This is a genomic window from Flammeovirga pacifica (genome assembly GCF_000807855.2).
In the GTDB taxonomy this organism is placed as follows: domain Bacteria; phylum Bacteroidota; class Bacteroidia; order Cytophagales; family Flammeovirgaceae; genus Flammeovirga; species Flammeovirga pacifica.
The window spans coordinates 4,817,986-4,837,215 of record NZ_JRYR02000001.1; the positions used below are offsets into that span (position 1 = coordinate 4,817,986).

Annotated in this window: 15 protein-coding genes; 11 read left to right on the forward strand and 4 right to left on the reverse strand. The window is 32.0% G+C overall.

Annotated elements, in window-relative coordinates:
- Positions 1 to 257: 257 nt before the first annotated feature.
- From NH26_RS19195 to NH26_RS19205, 3 genes are read left to right on the forward strand one after another with little or no spacing between them, the layout of a single operon-like run.
- The gene (locus tag NH26_RS19195) at positions 258 to 1,427 is read left to right on the forward strand and encodes a T9SS type A sorting domain-containing protein (RefSeq protein ID WP_044227064.1); all 1,170 of its coding nucleotides are present in this window, start codon (positions 258 to 260) and stop codon (positions 1,425 to 1,427) included.
- A gap of 60 nt (positions 1,428 to 1,487) precedes the next feature.
- Positions 1,488 to 2,729 (forward strand): exonuclease SbcCD subunit D C-terminal domain-containing protein, encoded by a 1,242-nt coding sequence (locus NH26_RS19200; RefSeq protein ID WP_044227068.1) that lies wholly within the window; start codon positions 1,488 to 1,490, stop codon positions 2,727 to 2,729.
- A gap of 6 nt (positions 2,730 to 2,735) precedes the next feature.
- The gene (locus NH26_RS19205) at positions 2,736 to 6,263 is read left to right on the forward strand and encodes an AAA family ATPase (protein ID WP_044227071.1); all 3,528 of its coding nucleotides are present in this window, start codon (positions 2,736 to 2,738) and stop codon (positions 6,261 to 6,263) included.
- 66 nt (positions 6,264 to 6,329) lie between these two features.
- Here NH26_RS19205 and trhA read toward each other — a convergent pair whose 3' ends face one another.
- Positions 6,330 to 7,034 carry a PAQR family membrane homeostasis protein TrhA gene (gene trhA, locus NH26_RS19210; RefSeq protein ID WP_084812247.1) on the reverse strand — a complete coding sequence of 235 codons (705 nt, stop codon included), beginning with the start codon at positions 7,032 to 7,034 and terminating at the stop codon, positions 6,330 to 6,332.
- A 256-nt stretch (positions 7,035 to 7,290) separates the two neighbouring features.
- Between trhA and hutG the strand changes: the two genes are divergently transcribed.
- From hutG to NH26_RS19235, 5 genes are all read left to right on the forward strand, one after another.
- A complete protein-coding gene (gene hutG, locus NH26_RS19215; RefSeq protein WP_044227077.1) occupies positions 7,291 to 8,280 on the forward strand; it encodes a formimidoylglutamase in 990 nt (329 codons plus the stop codon).
- 8 nt (positions 8,281 to 8,288) lie between these two features.
- Complete coding sequence (ung, locus tag NH26_RS19220; protein ID WP_044227081.1) at positions 8,289 to 8,951, forward strand: uracil-DNA glycosylase; 663 nt, start codon at positions 8,289 to 8,291, stop codon at positions 8,949 to 8,951.
- A gap of 22 nt (positions 8,952 to 8,973) precedes the next feature.
- Positions 8,974 to 9,840 (forward strand): cell division protein FtsX, encoded by an 867-nt coding sequence (locus NH26_RS19225; protein WP_044227084.1) that lies wholly within the window; start codon positions 8,974 to 8,976, stop codon positions 9,838 to 9,840.
- A 31-nt stretch (positions 9,841 to 9,871) separates the two neighbouring features.
- On the forward strand, positions 9,872 to 10,228 hold the full coding sequence (locus tag NH26_RS19230) for a translation initiation factor (protein ID WP_044227086.1): 357 nt from the start codon (positions 9,872 to 9,874) through the stop codon (positions 10,226 to 10,228).
- Positions 10,229 to 10,396: 168 nt separating this feature from the next.
- On the forward strand, positions 10,397 to 12,115 hold the full coding sequence (locus NH26_RS19235; RefSeq protein WP_044227089.1) for a hypothetical protein: 1,719 nt from the start codon (positions 10,397 to 10,399) through the stop codon (positions 12,113 to 12,115).
- A gap of 66 nt (positions 12,116 to 12,181) precedes the next feature.
- On the opposite strand, the gene NH26_RS19240 is transcribed toward NH26_RS19235, so the two are convergent.
- Positions 12,182 to 13,483, reverse strand: coding sequence for a cryptochrome/photolyase family protein (locus NH26_RS19240; protein WP_044227091.1), 1,302 nt, complete (start codon positions 13,481 to 13,483; stop codon positions 12,182 to 12,184).
- Positions 13,484 to 13,650: 167 nt separating this feature from the next.
- Between NH26_RS19240 and NH26_RS19245 the strand changes: the two genes are divergently transcribed.
- Together NH26_RS19245 and galE are read left to right on the forward strand one after the other, a co-directional pair.
- Positions 13,651 to 15,237 (forward strand): S8 family peptidase, encoded by a 1,587-nt coding sequence (locus tag NH26_RS19245; protein ID WP_052432208.1) that lies wholly within the window; start codon positions 13,651 to 13,653, stop codon positions 15,235 to 15,237.
- 11 nt (positions 15,238 to 15,248) lie between these two features.
- A complete protein-coding gene (gene galE / locus NH26_RS19250; protein ID WP_044227094.1) occupies positions 15,249 to 16,277 on the forward strand; it encodes a UDP-glucose 4-epimerase GalE in 1,029 nt (342 codons plus the stop codon).
- A gap of 78 nt (positions 16,278 to 16,355) precedes the next feature.
- Here galE and NH26_RS19255 read toward each other — a convergent pair whose 3' ends face one another.
- Positions 16,356 to 17,222 (reverse strand): YicC/YloC family endoribonuclease, encoded by an 867-nt coding sequence (locus NH26_RS19255; RefSeq protein WP_242427341.1) that lies wholly within the window; start codon positions 17,220 to 17,222, stop codon positions 16,356 to 16,358.
- A gap of 275 nt (positions 17,223 to 17,497) precedes the next feature.
- On the opposite strand from NH26_RS19255, the gene NH26_RS19260 reads away from it, so the two are divergent.
- Positions 17,498 to 18,340 (forward strand): alpha/beta hydrolase, encoded by an 843-nt coding sequence (locus NH26_RS19260; RefSeq protein WP_044227099.1) that lies wholly within the window; start codon positions 17,498 to 17,500, stop codon positions 18,338 to 18,340.
- Positions 18,341 to 18,380: 40 nt separating this feature from the next.
- Here NH26_RS19260 and NH26_RS19265 read toward each other — a convergent pair whose 3' ends face one another.
- A complete protein-coding gene (locus tag NH26_RS19265; RefSeq protein WP_044227102.1) occupies positions 18,381 to 19,229 on the reverse strand; it encodes an AraC family transcriptional regulator in 849 nt (282 codons plus the stop codon).
- Between the last annotated feature and the right edge of the window lies 1 nt (position 19,230).

Here is a 19,230-nt window from a genome sequence, read left to right on the forward strand (position 1 = left end):
GCCCATGGATACTGAAAATTTTGTATTTAAAGCGATTTTTATTATCACTTTAAGTACTGTTTTTCCAATGATAGGTTACTATTTGGATTACAGATCAAAGAAAAAAAGGTTCAAAGGAAAGACTAACACAATGTCTAATTCGATAGATAAGAATGTTTGAACTAAATAGGCTCCAACGTTGATAAACGTTGGAGTTTTTTTATTTTTTGAACGTTTTTTTACATGTGTATGTTTTAGTCTTGTAAATAGCATACGTTATGAAAATCCAATTACACCTTATTCTCTTAATTTCTATACTATTTAGTATAAATCATTCTGCTTTCTCATCATGTGGAATCCCATCTCCATTGAACTCAAATGTTACCTTAACAACATGTAGCGAAGGAGATGGATCAACCAATCTCACAATTGATGGAGATTTCTCTGCAGATACAGTTTTTATAACTGGTTCAGTAGATTGGGATTATGATACTCTTTTTATTCTAAATAATGCCGTTGTAGTTATTAGTGCTACAGGTGATTTAAATCTAACAGCAGCACACTTTCAAGTAGGGGCAAATTCATCTTTTATAATAGAAGGAGGGATTACTCAAAATCAATCTATAAAAAATGAAGGTGTTTTGGTTCTCCATAATGAACATACCTTTTCAAACATCACCAATAGTCATCGTTTGTTGGCAAAAAAAGATTTAAATACACTAGGGTCAATATCCAATACGGATTCAATTAAGGTGGGTGGAGATATTAATATTGCGGGTTCATTGCTTAATTATTCATCATATGTTTATAGCATGAATAGTATAAATATTGTAGGTGCCACAGTAAGCGGTTTTGAAATTGAAAATCATACATTTCCACCTGATGATCAATTTTGGGATTATTTTAATCCTTTAGATTTACCAGTAGAATTAATTTTTTTCAGCATCTTTTTATCAAATGATCAGTTGAAAGTACAATGGGCTACAGCCTCAGAAGAGAATGCTTCTCATTTTATTTTGGAGAGGTCTTTTGATGAAATCAATTGGGAAAGTATTCAAAGAGTAGAAGCACAAGGTAACTCACAAGTGAGGGTAGATTATCATGCTAATTTTCCCGTTTCAGAGAAAACGGTTCATATAAGGTTAAAGCAAATAGATTTTGATGGACAAACCACTTATTACTTGCCACAGAGAGTTGCTGGTTTAAATACAAAAAGTGATCTTTCTATTTACCCAAATTATATCGTTAGTGGTTCTAATGTAAATATCCATTGTACAAATGAAAATCCTATATCAATTGAGATTTATGATATTCATGGTATAAAAATAACCTCTTTAAAGGATGAAAAAAACACAACTATTAATACCAATGGATGGGCTTCGGGTTACTACATATTGAAAGCACTGATTGGTACAGATTACGTAACAAAAAGGTTTTATATACAATAAACTATTGCTGCTTAAATTCAAAAAAGGTAATTTCATGCTCTTGAAATAAATACCCCTTTGATGAAAATACTTCATACAGCAGACTGGCATATAGGAAAACGCTTATTAAATCATTCTTTTCATGATGATTTTGAACGATTCAAAAATTGGTTAATCAAAACCATTAATTCTAATAACATAGATTTACTATTGGTAGCAGGAGATATATTTGATTCTGCCTATCCATCTCTTGGAAGCCAGCAACAATTTATGGAATTATTAAAAAGGTTAAACCGACAATGTCCACATTTACAAACTATTATTACAGACGGTAATCACGATAGTGTGTCTTCATTGCTTGTTCCCCAACAAGTTTCTGATGTATTAAATACCACTATTATTACTGGGGTTACAGATAGTATAACAGATGAAATAATTGAGATCAAAAGTAATGATGGACTATTGAAAGTAGTGGTAGCTGCTGTTCCTTTTTTAAGAGATAAAGATCTAAAAAAGATGGTCGATGGTAGTACTTATGATGAGCGAATTCAAGCCATAAAAGAGGGAGTGAGATTACATTATGAAGCCATCGCACAAGAAATAGAAAGTAGAAAGTATGAAGTTCCTGTTTTGGCAATGGGGCACCTCTTTGCTCATGGTACATCATCAGATAAGAACAGTGAGAGAGAAATTCAAATGGGGCATCAAGCGGGAGTAGAAGGAGATATCTTTTCTAAAATCTTTGATTATGTCGCCCTAGGACATATTCATAAATCACAACAAGTGAAAGGACATGTACCTATTTTTTATTCAGGGTCACCTTATCCTCTAAGCTTTTCAGAAAGGAATTATGTACATGGTGTTCGATTAATCGAAATTATCGATAATGAAGTAACCTCAGAAAAATTGGAAATACCATGTCAGCGTAAGCTTATAAAAGTGAAAGGTAACTTAGATAAATGTAGGCAAGAGTTGGCAGAGATAAATAATAGTGAAGAAAAGCTAGATCAATTAATAGAGTTAGAAGTAGTAGAAGAAAAATACAACCCTACTTTATTTTTAGAAATTGAAGAATTGATTAAAGAGTTCTCTTCAAATTATTCCAAACATAGATCAATCATTTTAAAACATCGTTTTTCTTTTGATGAACAAACACAAAATGCAGCGGAGTTATTTGAAGAAGAAGTAGATTTAGACGAGTTGAAACCATTGGATATTTTTAAAAAGCGACTGGATCAAGAAACAAAAATGAATCTTGATGAAACACTGAAAAAGCAACTTATTGAGGCATTTATCCAAATTGAAGAGGCACAAGAAAACTAAACTAGCATGAGATTAAAACGGTTATTTATTAAGAATATCAATTCTCTTAAAGGGGAGCATACTATAAATTTTGATGAGGCACCTTTAAAAGGCGTTGGGTTAATTGCTATTGTTGGAAAAACAGGAGCAGGAAAGTCCACTATTTTAGATGCGATCACTTTAGGTCTTTACAATAGGATCTCAAGAACAGAAAAGGCATTTTCAAAAAGTATTATTCAAGACACAGGCGCTTTACTTACCAGAGGAGAAAGTGAAGCGGTGATTGAGGTAGATTATGAAGTAAGTAAACATGGTGTCAACACGCTATTTAGAAGTAAATGGACTTTGGCTACAATTAAGCAAGGTCCTACAAAAGGGGAGGTGAAAGACTACTATATGGAAGTAGCAGATCTTACCAATCAATTGCAGTTTGATATAAAAAAGAAGGAAGTACCCACTAAGAATGAAGAGTTGATAGGCTTGAGCTATGATCAGTTTGTTAAATCAATAATGCTTTCTCAAGGTGAATTTAAAAGATTACTAACCTCTGATGAGAATAAAAGAAGCGAACTCCTAGAAAAGATTACAAAAAAATTAGACTACCGTCAGATCAGTACCGCTGTATTTGATAAAGCCTCTGAAGTAAAGAAAGCCCATGATCTATTAACTCAGTTAATCGATAGTATTGCACTTAAAAGTGAGGAAGAATTAGAACAAATTGAACAAGAATATCAATTAAAAAAAGGGCAATTAGTACAACTTGAAAAGCAAAGAACACTTTGGGAAGGCGGGATTATTAATAAACAGAACTGTCTTAATTTTACCCAAAAAATAAAAGAACATCAGGAGGAATTACAGCTTGTTTTAAGTGAAAAAGAATCACTAAAAATAGTAAGAAAAAAGGTAGAGCAATATGAAGAAATTGTGCCTCTCATTTCTATTTTTAGAGAGATTGAAACCATTAAAAAAAATCAAGAGACAGTAGTATCAAGAAAAGGTGGTTTAGAAGAAAATTTGAAGCACTGTACGACTAATATTGAGCTGGAGAAAAAGCTAAATGATGATTTAAAAGTAAAGAGTGATCAACTCCAAGCATCGAAAGAAGAGGAAGAGAAAAAGTGGTTAGAGGTAGAGAAACTTGATTTAGCAATTGATTTATCTGAAAAAGATATTAAGAATAAAGAACAAGCTGTTACAGAAAAACAATTGGCTATTGATACACTCATTAAAGAGTCAAAGGAGATACAAATAGCCATTGATCAAAAAACAGAAGAGATCACAATAAGTAAGGAGTGGTTAAAGGGAAATCAACATTTAGTTGAATTGGAAAATGACTTGCCTTTAATCAAAAACTTACTGATAGAAGAAGAACAAGACGTCAATGCTTACGAAAAGAAAGTAAAAGAAAGTGGGGAGAAAATTAGTGCTGAACTGAAGAAATACTCCTTTTCGGATCAATTAATTACTTTAAAAAAATGGGAAGGAAGTGCCAGAAAGAGTATAGAAACATTAATTGATGGTAGAGTTTTTAAACACTTAGAAAACAATCTATTTACAAAAGTTTTTGATACTGTAAAGAGATTGAGAGCTTTAGAAGAACAAGAAAGTGTTTTGAAATCTCAGGGAGATGATCATCAAAAACGAATTACAGCTTTAAATAAGGAGCTTATTGTTTTTACTAATGAAGTAGAGGAAGCCTCTAAAGAATTGAATGGTTATCAGTTGACTTTTAATGAAGTTGAAGCTCATCAAAAAAGAGTGCAATGGGAAGCTTCTGAAAATATTACGAGCATTAGAAAGCAATTATTGGAAGAGGAACCTTGCCCAGTTTGTGGGGCGGTAGATCATCCCTATACAAAGGGACAATATCAAAAAGATGACGAATTAGAGAAAGTTGAAAAAGAGTTTGAAGCGATAAGCGAAAAGTTAGAAAAGCAGAAAGAAAGTGTAGTAAATAGTAACAATCAACTTCTAAAAACGAAAACTCTTTTAGAAGAGAAAGAACATCAACATAAGGCAAGTAAAGTTCAATTAGACGAATTGAATAAAGAGGTGATGAAGGAGGTCAAATGGTTGAAAGAAAATGAAATTGACTATACGACAGAGACATTAAAGGCTTTTGAAGAAGAACATTCAAGAATTGAACAGCTTAGATCTAAAGAAGAAGGATTAAGACAGGTGACTGATTTACTTGTGAAGGCTGAAGAAGTATCGAAAGTGAAAGAGCAACGCTCTAAGTTATTGAATAAGTATGAAGGCTTATATTCTGATGAAATTATTATAAATGATCTAGAAAAGAAGAAAATAGCATTTCAGCATCATCAAAATGTTGTAAAGGAAGGACCTAATTGGTTGAAAGAATATGAAAAAAATAGTACTAAACTAAGTAGTAATATCTTAGATAGTAAAAATGTTATATCAAATGAGACCACAGAATTTGAGAAGACAAAAGAAGAGTTGATCTCAACAAAGAAATCTAGGGAAGCTATTTTTGAAGATAAAGTGATCAGTGTTGAGCGTCAGAAAATGGAGGAGAAAGTCCAGGAATTAGTTGAACAACGAAAGAAGGTGGAGTTGAAAATGACCGTGCTAGAGACCGATAAGAAAAGCTTTGAGACACAAATTAATGGGCTTGATGTAGACTTAAAGAAGTTATCAAGTGAACTAATTGATATAAATACTGACTTTAAAAATGGATTAGAGGAGAAAGGTATAGATGAAGTTACTTTCAAATCATTATTAATAGAAGAGTCAAATCATCAAAGAAATAAACTGAAGTTAAAAGAAGTTGATGAGAAAGAAACGGTTTTGAAATCTTCGATTAGTACTTATCAACAAGAGAAAGAGATTGCCGAAGAAAAAGACCAATTAAAAGAAGAGTCGTTAGAGGACTTGACGGAGAAATTGTCTGATTTAAAAGATCAACAAGAAAAAGAACTTTCGGAACTGGAGGCACTTGGCGGTAGTATCAAAAATAATGAGGATAAGAAGAAAGAGGTCGCAGATAAAATTAAAGAAAGAGAAGAACTAGGTCCAGAATACAAACTTTGGATGACCATGAATGAATTGATTGGCTCAGCACAAGGAGATAAGTTTAATAAATTCGCTCAAAGTATTGTATTGAGAACTTTACTGTTGAAGGCGAATCATCATTTAGAAAACTTTACGGATAGGTATCTGTTTGCACCTCCTAGTGTTGGGGATAATAAGCAGTTATTTATTATTGATAGATATGCAGGTAATACACCTAGAGTTGTCAACTCAGCAAGTGGAGGAGAGTCATTTTTGTTAAGTTTATCGTTGTCTCTTGGTTTGGCTGATATGGCAAGTAATAACGTAAAAGTAGAAAGTTTATTTATCGATGAGGGCTTTGGTACTTTAGATGAGGATACATTAGATCAAGCAATATCTGCTTTAGAAAGATTGAGAGATACGGGTAATAAGACTATTTCTCTCATTTCTCACTTACCTCAAATAAAAGAAAGAATAAGTACTAAAATTGTTTTACAACCTGCGGAAGTATCGGGTTACAGTAGAATAGAAGTAGTCGGATAAAATAAAAAAGGCTGTCATCAATTTATTATTGTGACAGCCTTTTTATCTCATGAAAAAGTTCCTTTATTAAAATATATAATGGTAAAAACCATAATAGATACTAGCCGCTCCTGCAACAACAAATAAATGCCAGATAGCATGGTTGTATCGTAATTTTCTCCATAGGTAGAATGGTACTCCAAATGTATAGAATAAGCCTCCCATGATTACAAATTTCATTCCGTCACCAATTTCAGTAGCCATTTCTGGAAGAAGAAAAATACCTATCCAGCCAGTACAAACATATAAAGTAACGGATAACCATTGAAACTTATCTGCATAAATGAGTTTGAAAACTGTTCCTAAGAAAGCAATAATCCAAACCATGATAAAAAGCCAATGACCACCAAGATGAGGAATTTTAATTAATGCCATCGGAGTATATGTACCTGCAATAAGCCAATATATGGCACTGTGGTCTAAAATAACAAAGGTTTTAGTAAAGGCATCATCTGTATGCAGGTGCAATAATGTTGAGCATGTAAACAGAATGATCATAGAGCCACCATATAGCATAACACTAATGACCATTTTAGGATCATGTAAGTCTATTCTACTTAGAAGTGCCCACAAACCAAATACAGCTAGTAGCGCCGCCACACCATGTGTTAAAGTGTTGATGCGTTCTTCTTCTGGAGTATCCCTTGGGATTTCTAATTCGTGTGCAGTTGAGGGTTGTTCGAGTTGTGATTGATGGATGGTTGAAGTGGGTATAAATGGGAATTTTTTCATGAGATAATTATATTTTTCGATGAGATTAAGTTATTAGGTAAATGTTCTTAATATACAGACAAATAGCTAGTTACATATGTCAATTATAAGAACGTATTATAATTATGATAATTGGGCTTTTATTGATTATTTGCTCTTGAATCGAAATATATTATACAAAAAATTTCGACCATAATCAAGCTTTTTGTTTATTTGTGTAAGATTAATTACAAGCTTGTATTAATTTAATGAACAATCTTAGAATAGTACAATAATAATGATAGATAAAACATATTTAGCAACTAACCCCAATATTTGGGATGGCAGAAATGATGGAGATGATTATGATCTTCAAAGATGGCATCAAAGAGTAGAGGTAATTGATTTACATTCTGCAGTTATTCCAGCATTACAAAACGGGCAAAAAGGTATCGCTTTTATTGGTTTCATGTGTCAGGAAGGAGTGAAAAGAAATAAAGGTAGATTAGGTACTGTAGACGGTCCCTATGAGTTGAGAAAAGCTTGTGCTAATTTACCTGTTCATTTTTCGGAAGACTTGAAGATTGTAGATTTAGGTAATATTCAATGTATGGGAGAGGACTTAGAAGGTGCTCAGATAAGTCTAGGTAAATTAATCACAGAAACTTTATTAGCAGGATATAAACCTCTAGTTTGGGGTGGAGGTCATGAGATTGCTTATGCTCATTATTTAGGAATTAGAGATTTTATCGATCAAAAATATCCAGGAAAAAAAATAGGTATTATTAATATTGATGCACATTTCGATTTAAGAAAACCAGATCCTTTACCAAGTTCAGGAACGCCATTCTATCAAATCGCAATGGATCAGAAAGAAAGAGGCAACAATTTCAATTATTTAGTAGTCGGTATTCAGAAGAATTCAAACACCAAGAAATTATATAACACAGCTACTGAGTTAGGGGCAAAATATATTTCTGGTAGAAGAATTACCGAAGCAGATAAAGTAGGGACAACTCATAAATTGGTCGATTTTATTGATAAAGTAGACTTCATTTATCAGACAACTTGTTTGGATGTTTTTGCTGCTCATTATGCTCCAGGTGTGAGTGCATCAGCTTATAATGGTATTTCACCGAATCCAACTTTTATGAAAATGTTTAAGAAGATTCATAAAAGTGGTAAAGTGATTAGTAGTGATATTGCAGAATTGAATCCGTCGCTTGATTTGGATCGTCGTACAGCTAAATTAGCAGCGGCGTTATCATTTGAAATTGTAAAAGACTAGTCTAAAATATGGATGTAACTATAGATAAAAGTTGGAAAACTAAACTTCAAGAAGAATTCGATAAACCATATTTTCAGAGTTTGATTTCTTTCATAAAAGAAGAATATGCTTCCAAAGAAATATTTCCACCAGCAAGTCAAATTTTTAACGCATTTGATCGTTGTAAATTTGATGACATCAAGGTAGTAATCATAGGACAAGATCCTTACCATGATGTAAACCAAGCAAACGGCTTAAGTTTCTCTGTAAATGAGGGTGTAAAGATTCCCCCATCTCTGAGAAATATTTTTAAAGAAATTCAGAATGATCTTGGAATACCTCCGGCATCTTCTGGAAATTTAGAAAGGTGGGCAGATCAAGGAGTACTTTTATTAAATGCTACATTAACTGTAGAAGCACATAAAGCAGGTGCTCATCAAAAGAAAGGATGGGAGGAGTTTACAAGTGCTGTGATTAAAAAAGTATCTGATGATTGTGAAGGTGTAGTCTTTTTCTTGTGGGGCAACTACGCTCAGAAAAAGGGAGAAGTAATTGATTCTTCTAAGCATTTTGTCTTAAAATCAGTTCATCCATCTCCATTATCTGCTTCAAGAGGTTTTTTTGGTAATCATCAATTCAGTCAGGCCAATGCATATTTAGTAAAGCAAGGTAAGACAGAAATTCAATGGTAAATATCAAATATTATTTGATTGTATGAAGAAGAAAATTGTAGGAAGCTATCCTTACGCAAACGTTTTATTTAGTATCTCTGCGGCATTATTTATGATCGCTCTTTTTGCATTATTCGCATTAGGAACATCAAGGTTAGCCACTCGACTTTCTACGGGTCTTGAAATGCAGGTAATACTCGAAAACAATCTTTCTGATGGTCAAAAAGAAGCATTATTAAAACAGATTACTTCTTTTGATTTTGTAGCCAAAGAGGAAACCCCCACATTTATTAGCAAAGAAGACGCTGCTAAAATCATGATGGAAACAACAGGAGAAGATTTCGTGAAGTTTTTAGGAGATAATCCACTACGAGATGCATATGCTGTACGTGTAAATATAGGGCTAGATAGTGACGATGAATTAATGACCTCTAAAAAAAGCTTGGAAGCTTTAAAAGGTGTTTATGAAGTGATTTATACTAGTAACCTCATCAGAAGCGTAAGAAACAATATGCAGGTAATAGGTTTGATTATAGTTTCATTATCCATCATATTCTTTGTGATAGCAATTATGTTGATCAATAATTCTATTCGATTAGCTTTATTTTCACAACGTTTTCTTATTCGATCTATGCAATTAGTAGGTGCAACTCAAATGTTTATCAAAAAACCATTTTTGATAAGAGGAGCAATACAAGGTGCGATAGGAGGTTTAGTAGCCTCTCTATTTCTACTTTTGATAAGTTCTTCTACATTTAGTTCTATTCCTCAAGTCGCAAAACTTTTAAATAATTTAGACGTAGGATTAATAGCAGTATTCTCTATCTTACTCGGTGTTTTGGTTGTAGTAGGTAGTGTTTATTTTTCTATCAGCAAATACTTAAAAATGAAATTGGATGATTTGTATTAATACAACATCATTCATTTAAATAGATATAATTATGGCAAAAAAAGAATCTGGAGATTGGAAAGATCGTTTGGGAGTAGTATTTAGTACGGATCCCGATTATGATTTTAATTATGATGAGGAGCAAGATGAAGATACTTTGCCGCCTCAGCAACAAAACTTAAAAGTGATGTTGGACCGTAAAAACCGAAAGGGGAAATCGGCTACATTAGTAACAGGTTTTGTAGGAAAAGAAGATGATTTAAAAGCATTAGCCAAAACTTTAAAATCTAAATGTGGAGTGGGTGGTTCTGCCAAAGAAGGCGAAATTATTATCCAAGGAGATTTTAGAGATAAGGTATTAGAATTGCTTAAAGAAGCTGGTTATAAAGCAAAGAAGGCTGGTGGGTAATAAGATGAAGTCATTTAAAATCAAGATTTTAAATGACTTTTTTTTATAAAAAAAAACATAACAATGTAAAAAACTGATTAAACATGTGTTAATGATAATTGAAGTCTTTTTTGTTAATTATTCTTTAAATACTTTAGTGTTTCAATAAATTAACTTTTCAATTTTTTTATGAAACCATTTTTTAACAAAGCTTTACTATTTGTTGTGTTTTTAGGACTATTTTTTAACTGTACTGTAAAAGATGAAGTACCTGAAAACCCAATTGCCAAAGAAATCGATTTACCGAATTTATCTTTAGTAGATTCTGTTGATTTTTTAAGAAGAACAGCAAAATTATCCGTTGTATTTGAAGATTATGATAAAGAAATAATCAACTTACAAGAAGTAGGTTTATACTATAAAGGATCATTATTAGTAGAAGGAAATGCATCAGCAGACCTAGTATATGATTTTGAATTTGATTCTAAATTACTTTCAGAAGGAATACAGGATTTAGAAGTAATTGCTCAATTTGAGGAAGTAGAAGGTTTATCTGAAACGAAAAACACATTAGATTTTTCGGTCGAAATAGATAACTATTTCCCTACAATTAGTATCAAGGAAGGGTATGTAGAAAATATTATTTCAAGTGCTTTTAATAATTCTTACCTACAAGATCATAAAGCTAATTTTGCTTTTTTTATTGCCGACAATGAAGGGAAAAGAATAACAGAAATTTTTGATGTGTCACAACACGAAGGAGATTCAATTAATGTTGAAATTCCTGAGGGATATGAAGGACAAGAATTTTACTTAGGTAAGATTTCTGTATTTTCTTATACATATACTCCTAACGACTTTTATTATAATAATAAGGATAAAAATTTTTATTTAGAAAAGAAACATTCAAATGAAAGCTCAATCGCTTATGGAGAAGGATCGGGTAATTCTAATGGTGATAAGGAAATCACAATAACTTACCCTAAAGCATTTGAAAATTATAACTTTAGTTTTAGTGGTGACATTATTGAACAAACAGAAGAAGGGGATAATATTACACTTAAATTAGAAGTGATAAATCATAAAGAAGGTATTGAGTATAAAAATGTTTTTGGTAACTATTTTATTCTTAAAAAGAGTAATGGAGAATATATTTTTATTGTAACTAGTTTACTTGAATCAGGTTCTGTATTAAATTTGACTGAAAGTGATTTTAGAAATGATTACTTAACACAAACTTTTGAACAATCTGATTATGAACATGCAGAAGGTCCGGTGAGTTTTATAATTTATCCAATCTATGAAAATAAGAACCAATACTGTGTTACTACAAATGCCATAAGTAAAAGTTATGATAATGGAATAACTATTAATAAAATTATGAAACCTTTGAATGAAGTAAATGTTGAATATCATATAGTTTCCTATTTATTTGGAGCAACTGTTGATAGGAGAGTAACTTCATCATTTTCGACTTTACCTGGGAATAATTTTGTTAATTTCACTTCCGACGAAAAAATAACAAGATCTATAAATGGAAATGAGATTAAGTTAGAAACAACTTTGGAAGAGGGAAATTTGAAATTTCAATTTAGAAAGACAACCACTTCAACTGAAGAAGGTTATAAAGTTTATAATGTTTTTGTTTATCATTCCAATAGTGAGATCGATATTAACTTAAGTAATTTTGAATTAAAATTAGAGGAATATAGCGACCCTGATATTAATGAAATATTTCTCTCAAATAATTCAAACATTTCACTAATAGTACAAAAAGATGAATTTTTCATAACAGATAAATACTTCTATAATAGTTATAAAATTAATAGTTCAAATTCTAGGACAAACTATGTAGAGTTACCCAAAAATCAACATGAATTTTTGATTTTTGATGAGACTAATTTTTAAAGAAATTAATAGATAAAAATAAAAGAAGAGGCTGTTTCAATCATAAATTGAAACAGCCTCTTTTTATTATGCTAATGCCTTCTTATACGTTTCTATGGCTTTCAGTCTAGCCTCTTTATGGTCCACAATAGGATCAATATAATTGGCTGGATCATAATTAGGAATCCATTTTTTTACATACTCTAAAGATTTATCAAATTTCTTCATTTGTGCCTCAGGGTTAAAAACACGAAAATATGGTTGTGCATCTGTGCCTGTACCTGCTGCCCATTGCCAACTTCCATTATTGGCAGATAAATCATAATCTAATAATTTCTCAGCAAAATAAGCTTCACCCCATCGCCAATCAATCAAAAGGTGTTTACATAAGAAACTTGCTACAATCATTCTTGCTCTATTGTGCATATAACCTGTTGTATTCAATTCCTTCATAGCAGCATCTACAATAGGATAACCGGTTTCACCTCTTTTCCATGCTTCAAAATGTGTCTCATTATTTTCCCAAGGGACTTTATCGTATTTACGATTGTAATTATCACTTACCACATGAGGAAAGTGATATAAGATGGTCATATAAAAATCCCTCCATATAATCTGATTTAAGAACACCTCATTTAAAGATTGGTATTGCCTAACTAATTCACGAACGCTAACAGTACCAAAACGTAAATGTAGCCCTAAATGTGTGGTTCCTTGAATGGCAGGGTAATCTCTTTGTTCATCATATTTACGAATGATATCTGTATCGATATCAAGAGATGGAATACTTAGAGAAGATTGTTTAAAATTCATATCTTCTAAGGACAGCATCGACAGAGGTGAAGTTTGGAAGTAATGATCATACAGAGTACAATTTCTTACTTCAATTGCTTCTGGCTCATTTAGTAAACGAGCTTTCCATTTTCTTGAGAAAGGAGTATAAACTACATAAGGTTTACCATCATCTTTAGTGATGTCATTTTTCTCAAAAATACATTGGTCTTTATGCGTAATAAATCGTATGTTTTTTTGATCAAGAAAAGTTTCAATATTTTTGTCTCTTTGTATAGCATAAGGTTCATAATCATGATTGGTATGAACTGCTTCAATTTCATATTTTTCAGTTATTTCTTTCCAAGCATTTTCGGGGGTGTCATAATAAGTAAGTAGTGAACTTCCATACTCTTCTAGTTGTTCTTTTATATGGTTTAACTGTTGATGTATGAAGGTAACTCTAGCGTCAGATCTGTCACTTAAATCTTCTAGTATATGTTTATCAAAAATAAATAAGGGAAGTACATTTTGGGAAGTTTTTAATGCAGCCGAAAGAGCAGTTTGATCAAATAATCTAAGATCTCTTCTTAACCAAACAATAGTAATTTTGGACATAGTATATTACTTTTTCGTTTTTGTTATTGTGGAATTAGGATAATATTCAAAATACTAAACTATCTAATACCATACTTGTTTTAATTTTTATATATTCGATTATCAACTATAAGAGAGGTATTTTAATATTATTACTTAAAATGTTGATCAACTATTATTATAACTTAATGAGACCACTTTTCATATTACTATTTTTTGTATTCATCTCTGAGTCACAAGCTCAAGATTCTTTTTTCCTAGTTACTTTTCACAACAAGGATAATACTACACATTCTTTAGAAAGACCAGAAGAATTTCTATCCGTCGAAGCAATAGCAAGAAGAGATAAATTCAATATCGATATAGATTCAACAGATTTACCTATTGCATTATCAAATATTGAGGCAGTAGAAACGGCTGGAGCAAAAATTTGGTACGCAACAAAATGGTTAAACGGTGTTATTGTGTCTGAGGCAGACTCTTCTGCCATTGCTCAACTAGATATTGTTGAGAAAGTACGAAATATGAGTGATAAGACTTTGGGAGGTATAGAAAAATCCTATGATTATAAAGAATCATTTAAAGTCAATAATGCAAGAAATCAAGTTCAAAATGAAATGATTGGCCTTGATGTAATGCACGAGATGGGGTACAAAGGTCAAGGCATAAAAATAGCCGTTTTAGATGCTGGTTTTAGTAATTATAATAATGTTCCACAATTCAGTGATGTTGATATTGTCGATACTTATGATTTTTATTCTAAAAATAGCACAGTAGAAGACGATCATCATCATGGTACAGAAGTGATGTCTACGATGGCTGCTTTTGAGGAAGGAGAGTATGAAGGAGGATCGCCCGAGGCCAGTTATTATTTATATAGAACAGAGAACACCTCTTTTGAAACAAGAATAGAAGAGTTAATGTGGTTAATGGCTGCCGAAAGAGCAGACTCTATTGGGATTGATATTATTCAATCTTCTTTAGGATATTATGATTTTGACGAGCCTTCCCAAAACTATACACATGAAGATTTAAATGGGAAAATTGCATGGATAACTCTTGCGGCTAATCATGCATTCCAAAAGGGGATTGTCGTTGTTGTTTCTGCAGGGAATGAAGGGAATAGTTCATGGGAAAAGATTACTTTTCCGAGCGATTCACCTTTTGTTTTAACCATAGGATCAGTAAACGCAAATGAAGAAAAGGCACTTTCTAGTTCTATTGGTCCAACAGCAGATAATAGAATTAAGCCAGATGTGATGGCCTTAGGTCAAAGTTGTGTCGTTATTGGTACTAATGGTACTGTGAAATCATCAAGTGGTACTTCTTTTTCAGCTCCTCAAATGGCCTCATTTGTTGCGGGTCTATTAGAACATAATGGCAGTCTTACTCCTTCCCAAGTGATGAATATGGTGAAACAATCGGGTGACAGAAAGTTTAATTTAGGAAATGAATATGGCTACGGTATCCCCAATTTCTCAAGGGCTTTAAATGTATCAGCAATATCAGATATAACTACTCTTGATGAAGTAAAAGTATATCCTAATCCAGTAAATGGTGAAAGGATTTCTTTAGAATTGCCTCAAGAAATGTTAGGTAAAACCATAAAAATTGAATGGTTTAACATGGAAGGCAGAAAGTTAGATAAAATTAAACTAAGCCAATTAGATAAAATAAATACTATTGATGTCCCTGCAAAAGCAAGAGGACAATACATATTGCTTCGTATTCAATTTGATGGTGGAGTAAGAACTATAAAAGTGAAAGTAAATTAATTAAATATATAATGAAACAAATTCTTGTTACAGGAGGAACCGGCTATATAGGTTCTCATACTGTCGTAGAATTACAAAAGAAAGGTTACGATGTCGTTATAGTAGACGATCTTTCTAATTCTGAAAAAAGTGTTCTTGATCGCATTGAAAAGATATCAGGGAAACGACCTCATTTTGAAGAGCTTAACTTAGTTGATCCTATTAAAACGAATCAATTATTCGAAAAATATTCCAATCTAGAGGCTATTATTCATTTTGCAGCATTTAAAGCTGTAGGGGAATCTGTACAAAAACCATTGGCTTATTATCAAAATAACTTGGTGTCACTCATCAATTTATTAAATGCTATGAGGACTTATGATGTACCCAATATGGTATTTTCTTCTTCTTGTACAGTATATGGTCAGCCAGACAACTTGCCGGTTACAGAAAATGCTCCTGTACAACCTGCAGAATCACCTTATGGTAATACCAAACAAATTTGTGAAGAAATCCTTAGAGATTCGGCAAAAGCTTATCCAGAGTTAAATACCATTGCTTTACGTTACTTTAATCCTGTAGGAGCTCATGAAACAGCTTTAATTGGAGAGTTACCTAAAGGAGTGCCTCAAAACTTAGTACCATTTATTACTCAAACGGCTGTAGGTTTAAGAGATGAATTGTCTGTTTTTGGAGACGATTATTCTACTGTTGATGGCTCTGCTGTAAGAGATTATATTCACGTGGTAGATTTAGCTCAGGCTCATATTATTGCCGCAGAGAGACTTCTTGAAAAAAGAAATGAAGAAAACTACGAATTCTTTAATCTTGGTACAGGTACTGGCAGCTCAGTTTTACAAGTGATTAATGCTTTTGAGGAAGCCAATGGTATTCCTGTGAAGTATAAAATTGTGGATAGAAGGGAAGGAGATGTAGAGCAAATTTGGGCAGATACCACTATAGCCAATGAAGTGCTAGGATGGAAAGCATCAAAAGGATTAAACGAAATGATGAGTTCTGCTTGGGCTTGGGAAAAAAGTATTAGAGAAGGCGATTGTTAATCCCTTCTATTGAATAAACAAAACGAGGTGATCCTATAAATATATAAGATCACCTCGTTTTCTCTTTCTAAAGAAGTATTAAAGAATGTTCAAGTTTTGTTCCTTGATTTTCTCTAACTCGTCCTTCATGTTCACCACTATTTTTTGGATGTCAACATCATTTGCTTTTGAGCCAATAGTGTTAATCTCTCTTCCAATTTCTTGAGCAATGAAGCCCAGTTTTTTACCATTGGATTGAGGAGTATCTAGTGTTTGAATAAAATATTTTAAATGCTGAGCTAAACGAACTTTTTCTTCGTTAATATCTAATTTCTCAATGTAGAAAATCAGCTCTTGTTCAAATCTATTCGAGTCAAAATTATCGTTACTTTCAAATTCAGCTACCTGACTTCTTAAGCGTTCTTTAAGTCTTTCGATTCTCTGAGGATCTAAAACTTTTACCTCTTCAAGGTAGGTCGAGATTTTTTCTACAGAACCTCTTAAAGCTTTTTCTAAAGCTTCTCCTTCATGAGATCTAAATTCAATAGTTTTAGCGATAGCACTTTTAATTGCTTCTAAAACTGAAGGCCAATCTTCTGCTAAAACATCTTCGTTATTTTCTTTCTGATATACTTCAGGCATTGTCATTACAATTTGAAGAAGCTGTTCATTGCTTTCATCTAAATCATTAGAAATGCTTTTCAGATCGTTGTAATAACTTTTGATGACACTCGTATTTAATGCCGCCTTTAAAGAATCCTCTCTTTTTGATGCATAATTTAGTATAAGTAAAATTTTCCCTCTCTGTAATTTAGAGGTTAAAAGATTACGGATTTCAATTTCTTTATCAGAAAAAGCGGATGACATTTTAATATTAGAATCAGCATTTTTAGAATTTAATGTCTTGATTTCAATGGAAACACTAAGCTGATCATTTTCTATACTTTGTTGGCCAAAGCCCGTCATCGATTGCACCATACTTGTAATATCTAGATCGTTATTATCATTGTTTTAGACAATAACGCATTGGTTTAAATAACTTGATAAATGGAATCACAAATATAGTCTTTTACTTGAATGATGAATGTTAAGTCTTGAATTATTCTTCAATTACGTAGATAGAATCAAAAAAAAGATTAGAAAAGTATGAATCTCCCCGTGAATACTTTTAATTTATAGTTAGCTAAAAACTAGCAACACATTTTATATTAAATAAGTTAAGATTAAAACTATTTTTCTAAATGAATACATTCGATTACAATTGGCAAACCTACGATAAGGTAGAGATTTACGGAAAGTGTTGGTTACCAAAAAAAGATACAGAAATTAAAGGGGTACTCTGTTTAGTACATGGTTTCGGAGAACATATACAAAGATATCATCATGTAGCTGAATTTTTCACCAATCAAGGTTTTGGATTTATTGCTTATGATCAGAGAGGACATGGTAAAACATCGGGTAAAAGGGGAGTGGTTCCTAGTTATGAAGATGTATTGGAAAATGTGACAGAATTTTTATCTCTGGTAAAAGAAAAGTTTCAAGATATTCCTTTAATTCTATACGGTCATAGTATGGGCGGAAACATTGCAATGACCTATATATTAAATTACCCTGATGCTCCAATTAAAGGGGCTATAATCACTTCTCCTTGGTTGCGATTGGCGAAATCACCTCCGCAATGGCAAGAAAACATAGGTAAATTTATTGGCGGTTTATTCAAAGGATTTGTGATGCCTTCAAAATTAGACCCTTCTCATTTATCTACTGATTTGAATGTAGGAAAAGAATATATGAAAGATCCTTTGGTGCACAATAAAATCTCTACACCACTTTATTTTGGAGTAAAAGAATCTGGTGGAATGTGTTTAAAAACAGCAAAAGATTTAAAAGTAAATACCTTATTGATGCATGGAGATGATGATCATATAACATCATACAATGCCTCGAGAAACTTTACATTAAAAGCACCTGCAGAACAACTAAAATTTGTGAGTTGGAAAGGCATGAGACATGAATTGCACAATGAAACAAAGAAAGAAGAAGTGTTGAATAAGATGTTGGATTTTGTAGAAGATTTAATCTAATCTTAGTACAATAATTGATTTCCTTTTTTATCAAATAAAATTAATGAGTAAAAGCTGCATTTTTAAAATCTCGAATACTCATACCATATGACTTTTTGAATGATTTTGATAAATGACTACTATCAGTGAAATTCAACTGATAAGCAATTTCTTTTAAAGATAAATCGGTGTGTTTAATTTTAGTTTCTACAATTCTAAGCTTCGCTTTTATAATATAATCTCCTAAACTTATTTGAGCATTCTTCTTAAAGTACTCAGAAAAATAGGTTTTCGAAATATTAAACTTGTCAGCAAGAATTGGGATCTTTAATTTTTCTGTATCGGTTATATTTTGATTGATGTAACGCAGAATTTCTCCAAATTTTCCATCCGTTTTATTAGATTGTTCTATGTATTTGTTCTCAATATTTCTCCCAAGGAATTCTAAAATTGTGACTAAAATACTACTGACAATAGATTTTGAATAAGCATCGGTATTCAGTGATTCCTTGTAAATCATATGAATATTTTGAATAATAAATTGTCTTTCACTTTCAGAGGAAATAATATCTCCAGGTATTTTATTGTAGTGAGCAATGATATATGATATTTGCTCAAACCAACGATTATAGTCCGTTTTACCATCACTATTTAAGAAATAATGATCGGTAAAACGGATAAAAGTGAAACGGGTAGTTTCTTTTATTTTAAATGAATGACAATCGAGCGGAGGAAGTAAGAATACATTACCCTCCTTATATTCAAATTCATGATCATTGATACATTGAAATCCACTACCTTTTTCGATATAAACAATTTCAAAAAAGTTGTGTTTATGTGGACGTTTTTCCCATGTTGAAAGTTCTTCGACATGAATTTCAAATACTTTTTGTAACGATTGTGTAATCATT

Excerpts from the sequence above, each read along its gene's own strand:
- NH26_RS19240 (WP_044227091.1), bottom strand. The coding sequence starts at position 13,483 with ATGTCCAAAATTACTATTGTTTGGTTAAGAAGAGATCTTAGATTATTT.
- NH26_RS19205 (WP_044227071.1), top strand. The coding sequence starts at position 2,736 with ATGAGATTAAAACGGTTATTTATTAAGAATATCAATTCTCTTAAAGGG.
- NH26_RS19265 (WP_044227102.1), bottom strand. The coding sequence starts at position 19,229 with ATGATTACACAATCGTTACAAAAAGTATTTGAAATTCATGTCGAAGAA.
- NH26_RS19245 (WP_052432208.1), top strand. The coding sequence starts at position 13,651 with ATGAGACCACTTTTCATATTACTATTTTTTGTATTCATCTCTGAGTCA.
- NH26_RS19200 (WP_044227068.1), top strand. The coding sequence starts at position 1,488 with ATGAAAATACTTCATACAGCAGACTGGCATATAGGAAAACGCTTATTA.
- NH26_RS19225 (WP_044227084.1), top strand. The coding sequence starts at position 8,974 with ATGAAGAAGAAAATTGTAGGAAGCTATCCTTACGCAAACGTTTTATTT.
- ung (WP_044227081.1), top strand. The coding sequence starts at position 8,289 with ATGGATGTAACTATAGATAAAAGTTGGAAAACTAAACTTCAAGAAGAA.
- NH26_RS19255 (WP_242427341.1), bottom strand. The coding sequence starts at position 17,222 with ATGACGGGCTTTGGCCAACAAAGTATAGAAAATGATCAGCTTAGTGTT.
- NH26_RS19260 (WP_044227099.1), top strand. The coding sequence starts at position 17,498 with ATGAATACATTCGATTACAATTGGCAAACCTACGATAAGGTAGAGATT.
- galE (WP_044227094.1), top strand. The coding sequence starts at position 15,249 with ATGAAACAAATTCTTGTTACAGGAGGAACCGGCTATATAGGTTCTCAT.
- hutG (WP_044227077.1), top strand. The coding sequence starts at position 7,291 with ATGATAGATAAAACATATTTAGCAACTAACCCCAATATTTGGGATGGC.
- NH26_RS19195 (WP_044227064.1), top strand. The coding sequence starts at position 258 with ATGAAAATCCAATTACACCTTATTCTCTTAATTTCTATACTATTTAGT.
- NH26_RS19235 (WP_044227089.1), top strand. The coding sequence starts at position 10,397 with ATGAAACCATTTTTTAACAAAGCTTTACTATTTGTTGTGTTTTTAGGA.
- NH26_RS19230 (WP_044227086.1), top strand. The coding sequence starts at position 9,872 with ATGGCAAAAAAAGAATCTGGAGATTGGAAAGATCGTTTGGGAGTAGTA.
- trhA (WP_084812247.1), bottom strand. The coding sequence starts at position 7,034 with ATGAAAAAATTCCCATTTATACCCACTTCAACCATCCATCAATCACAA.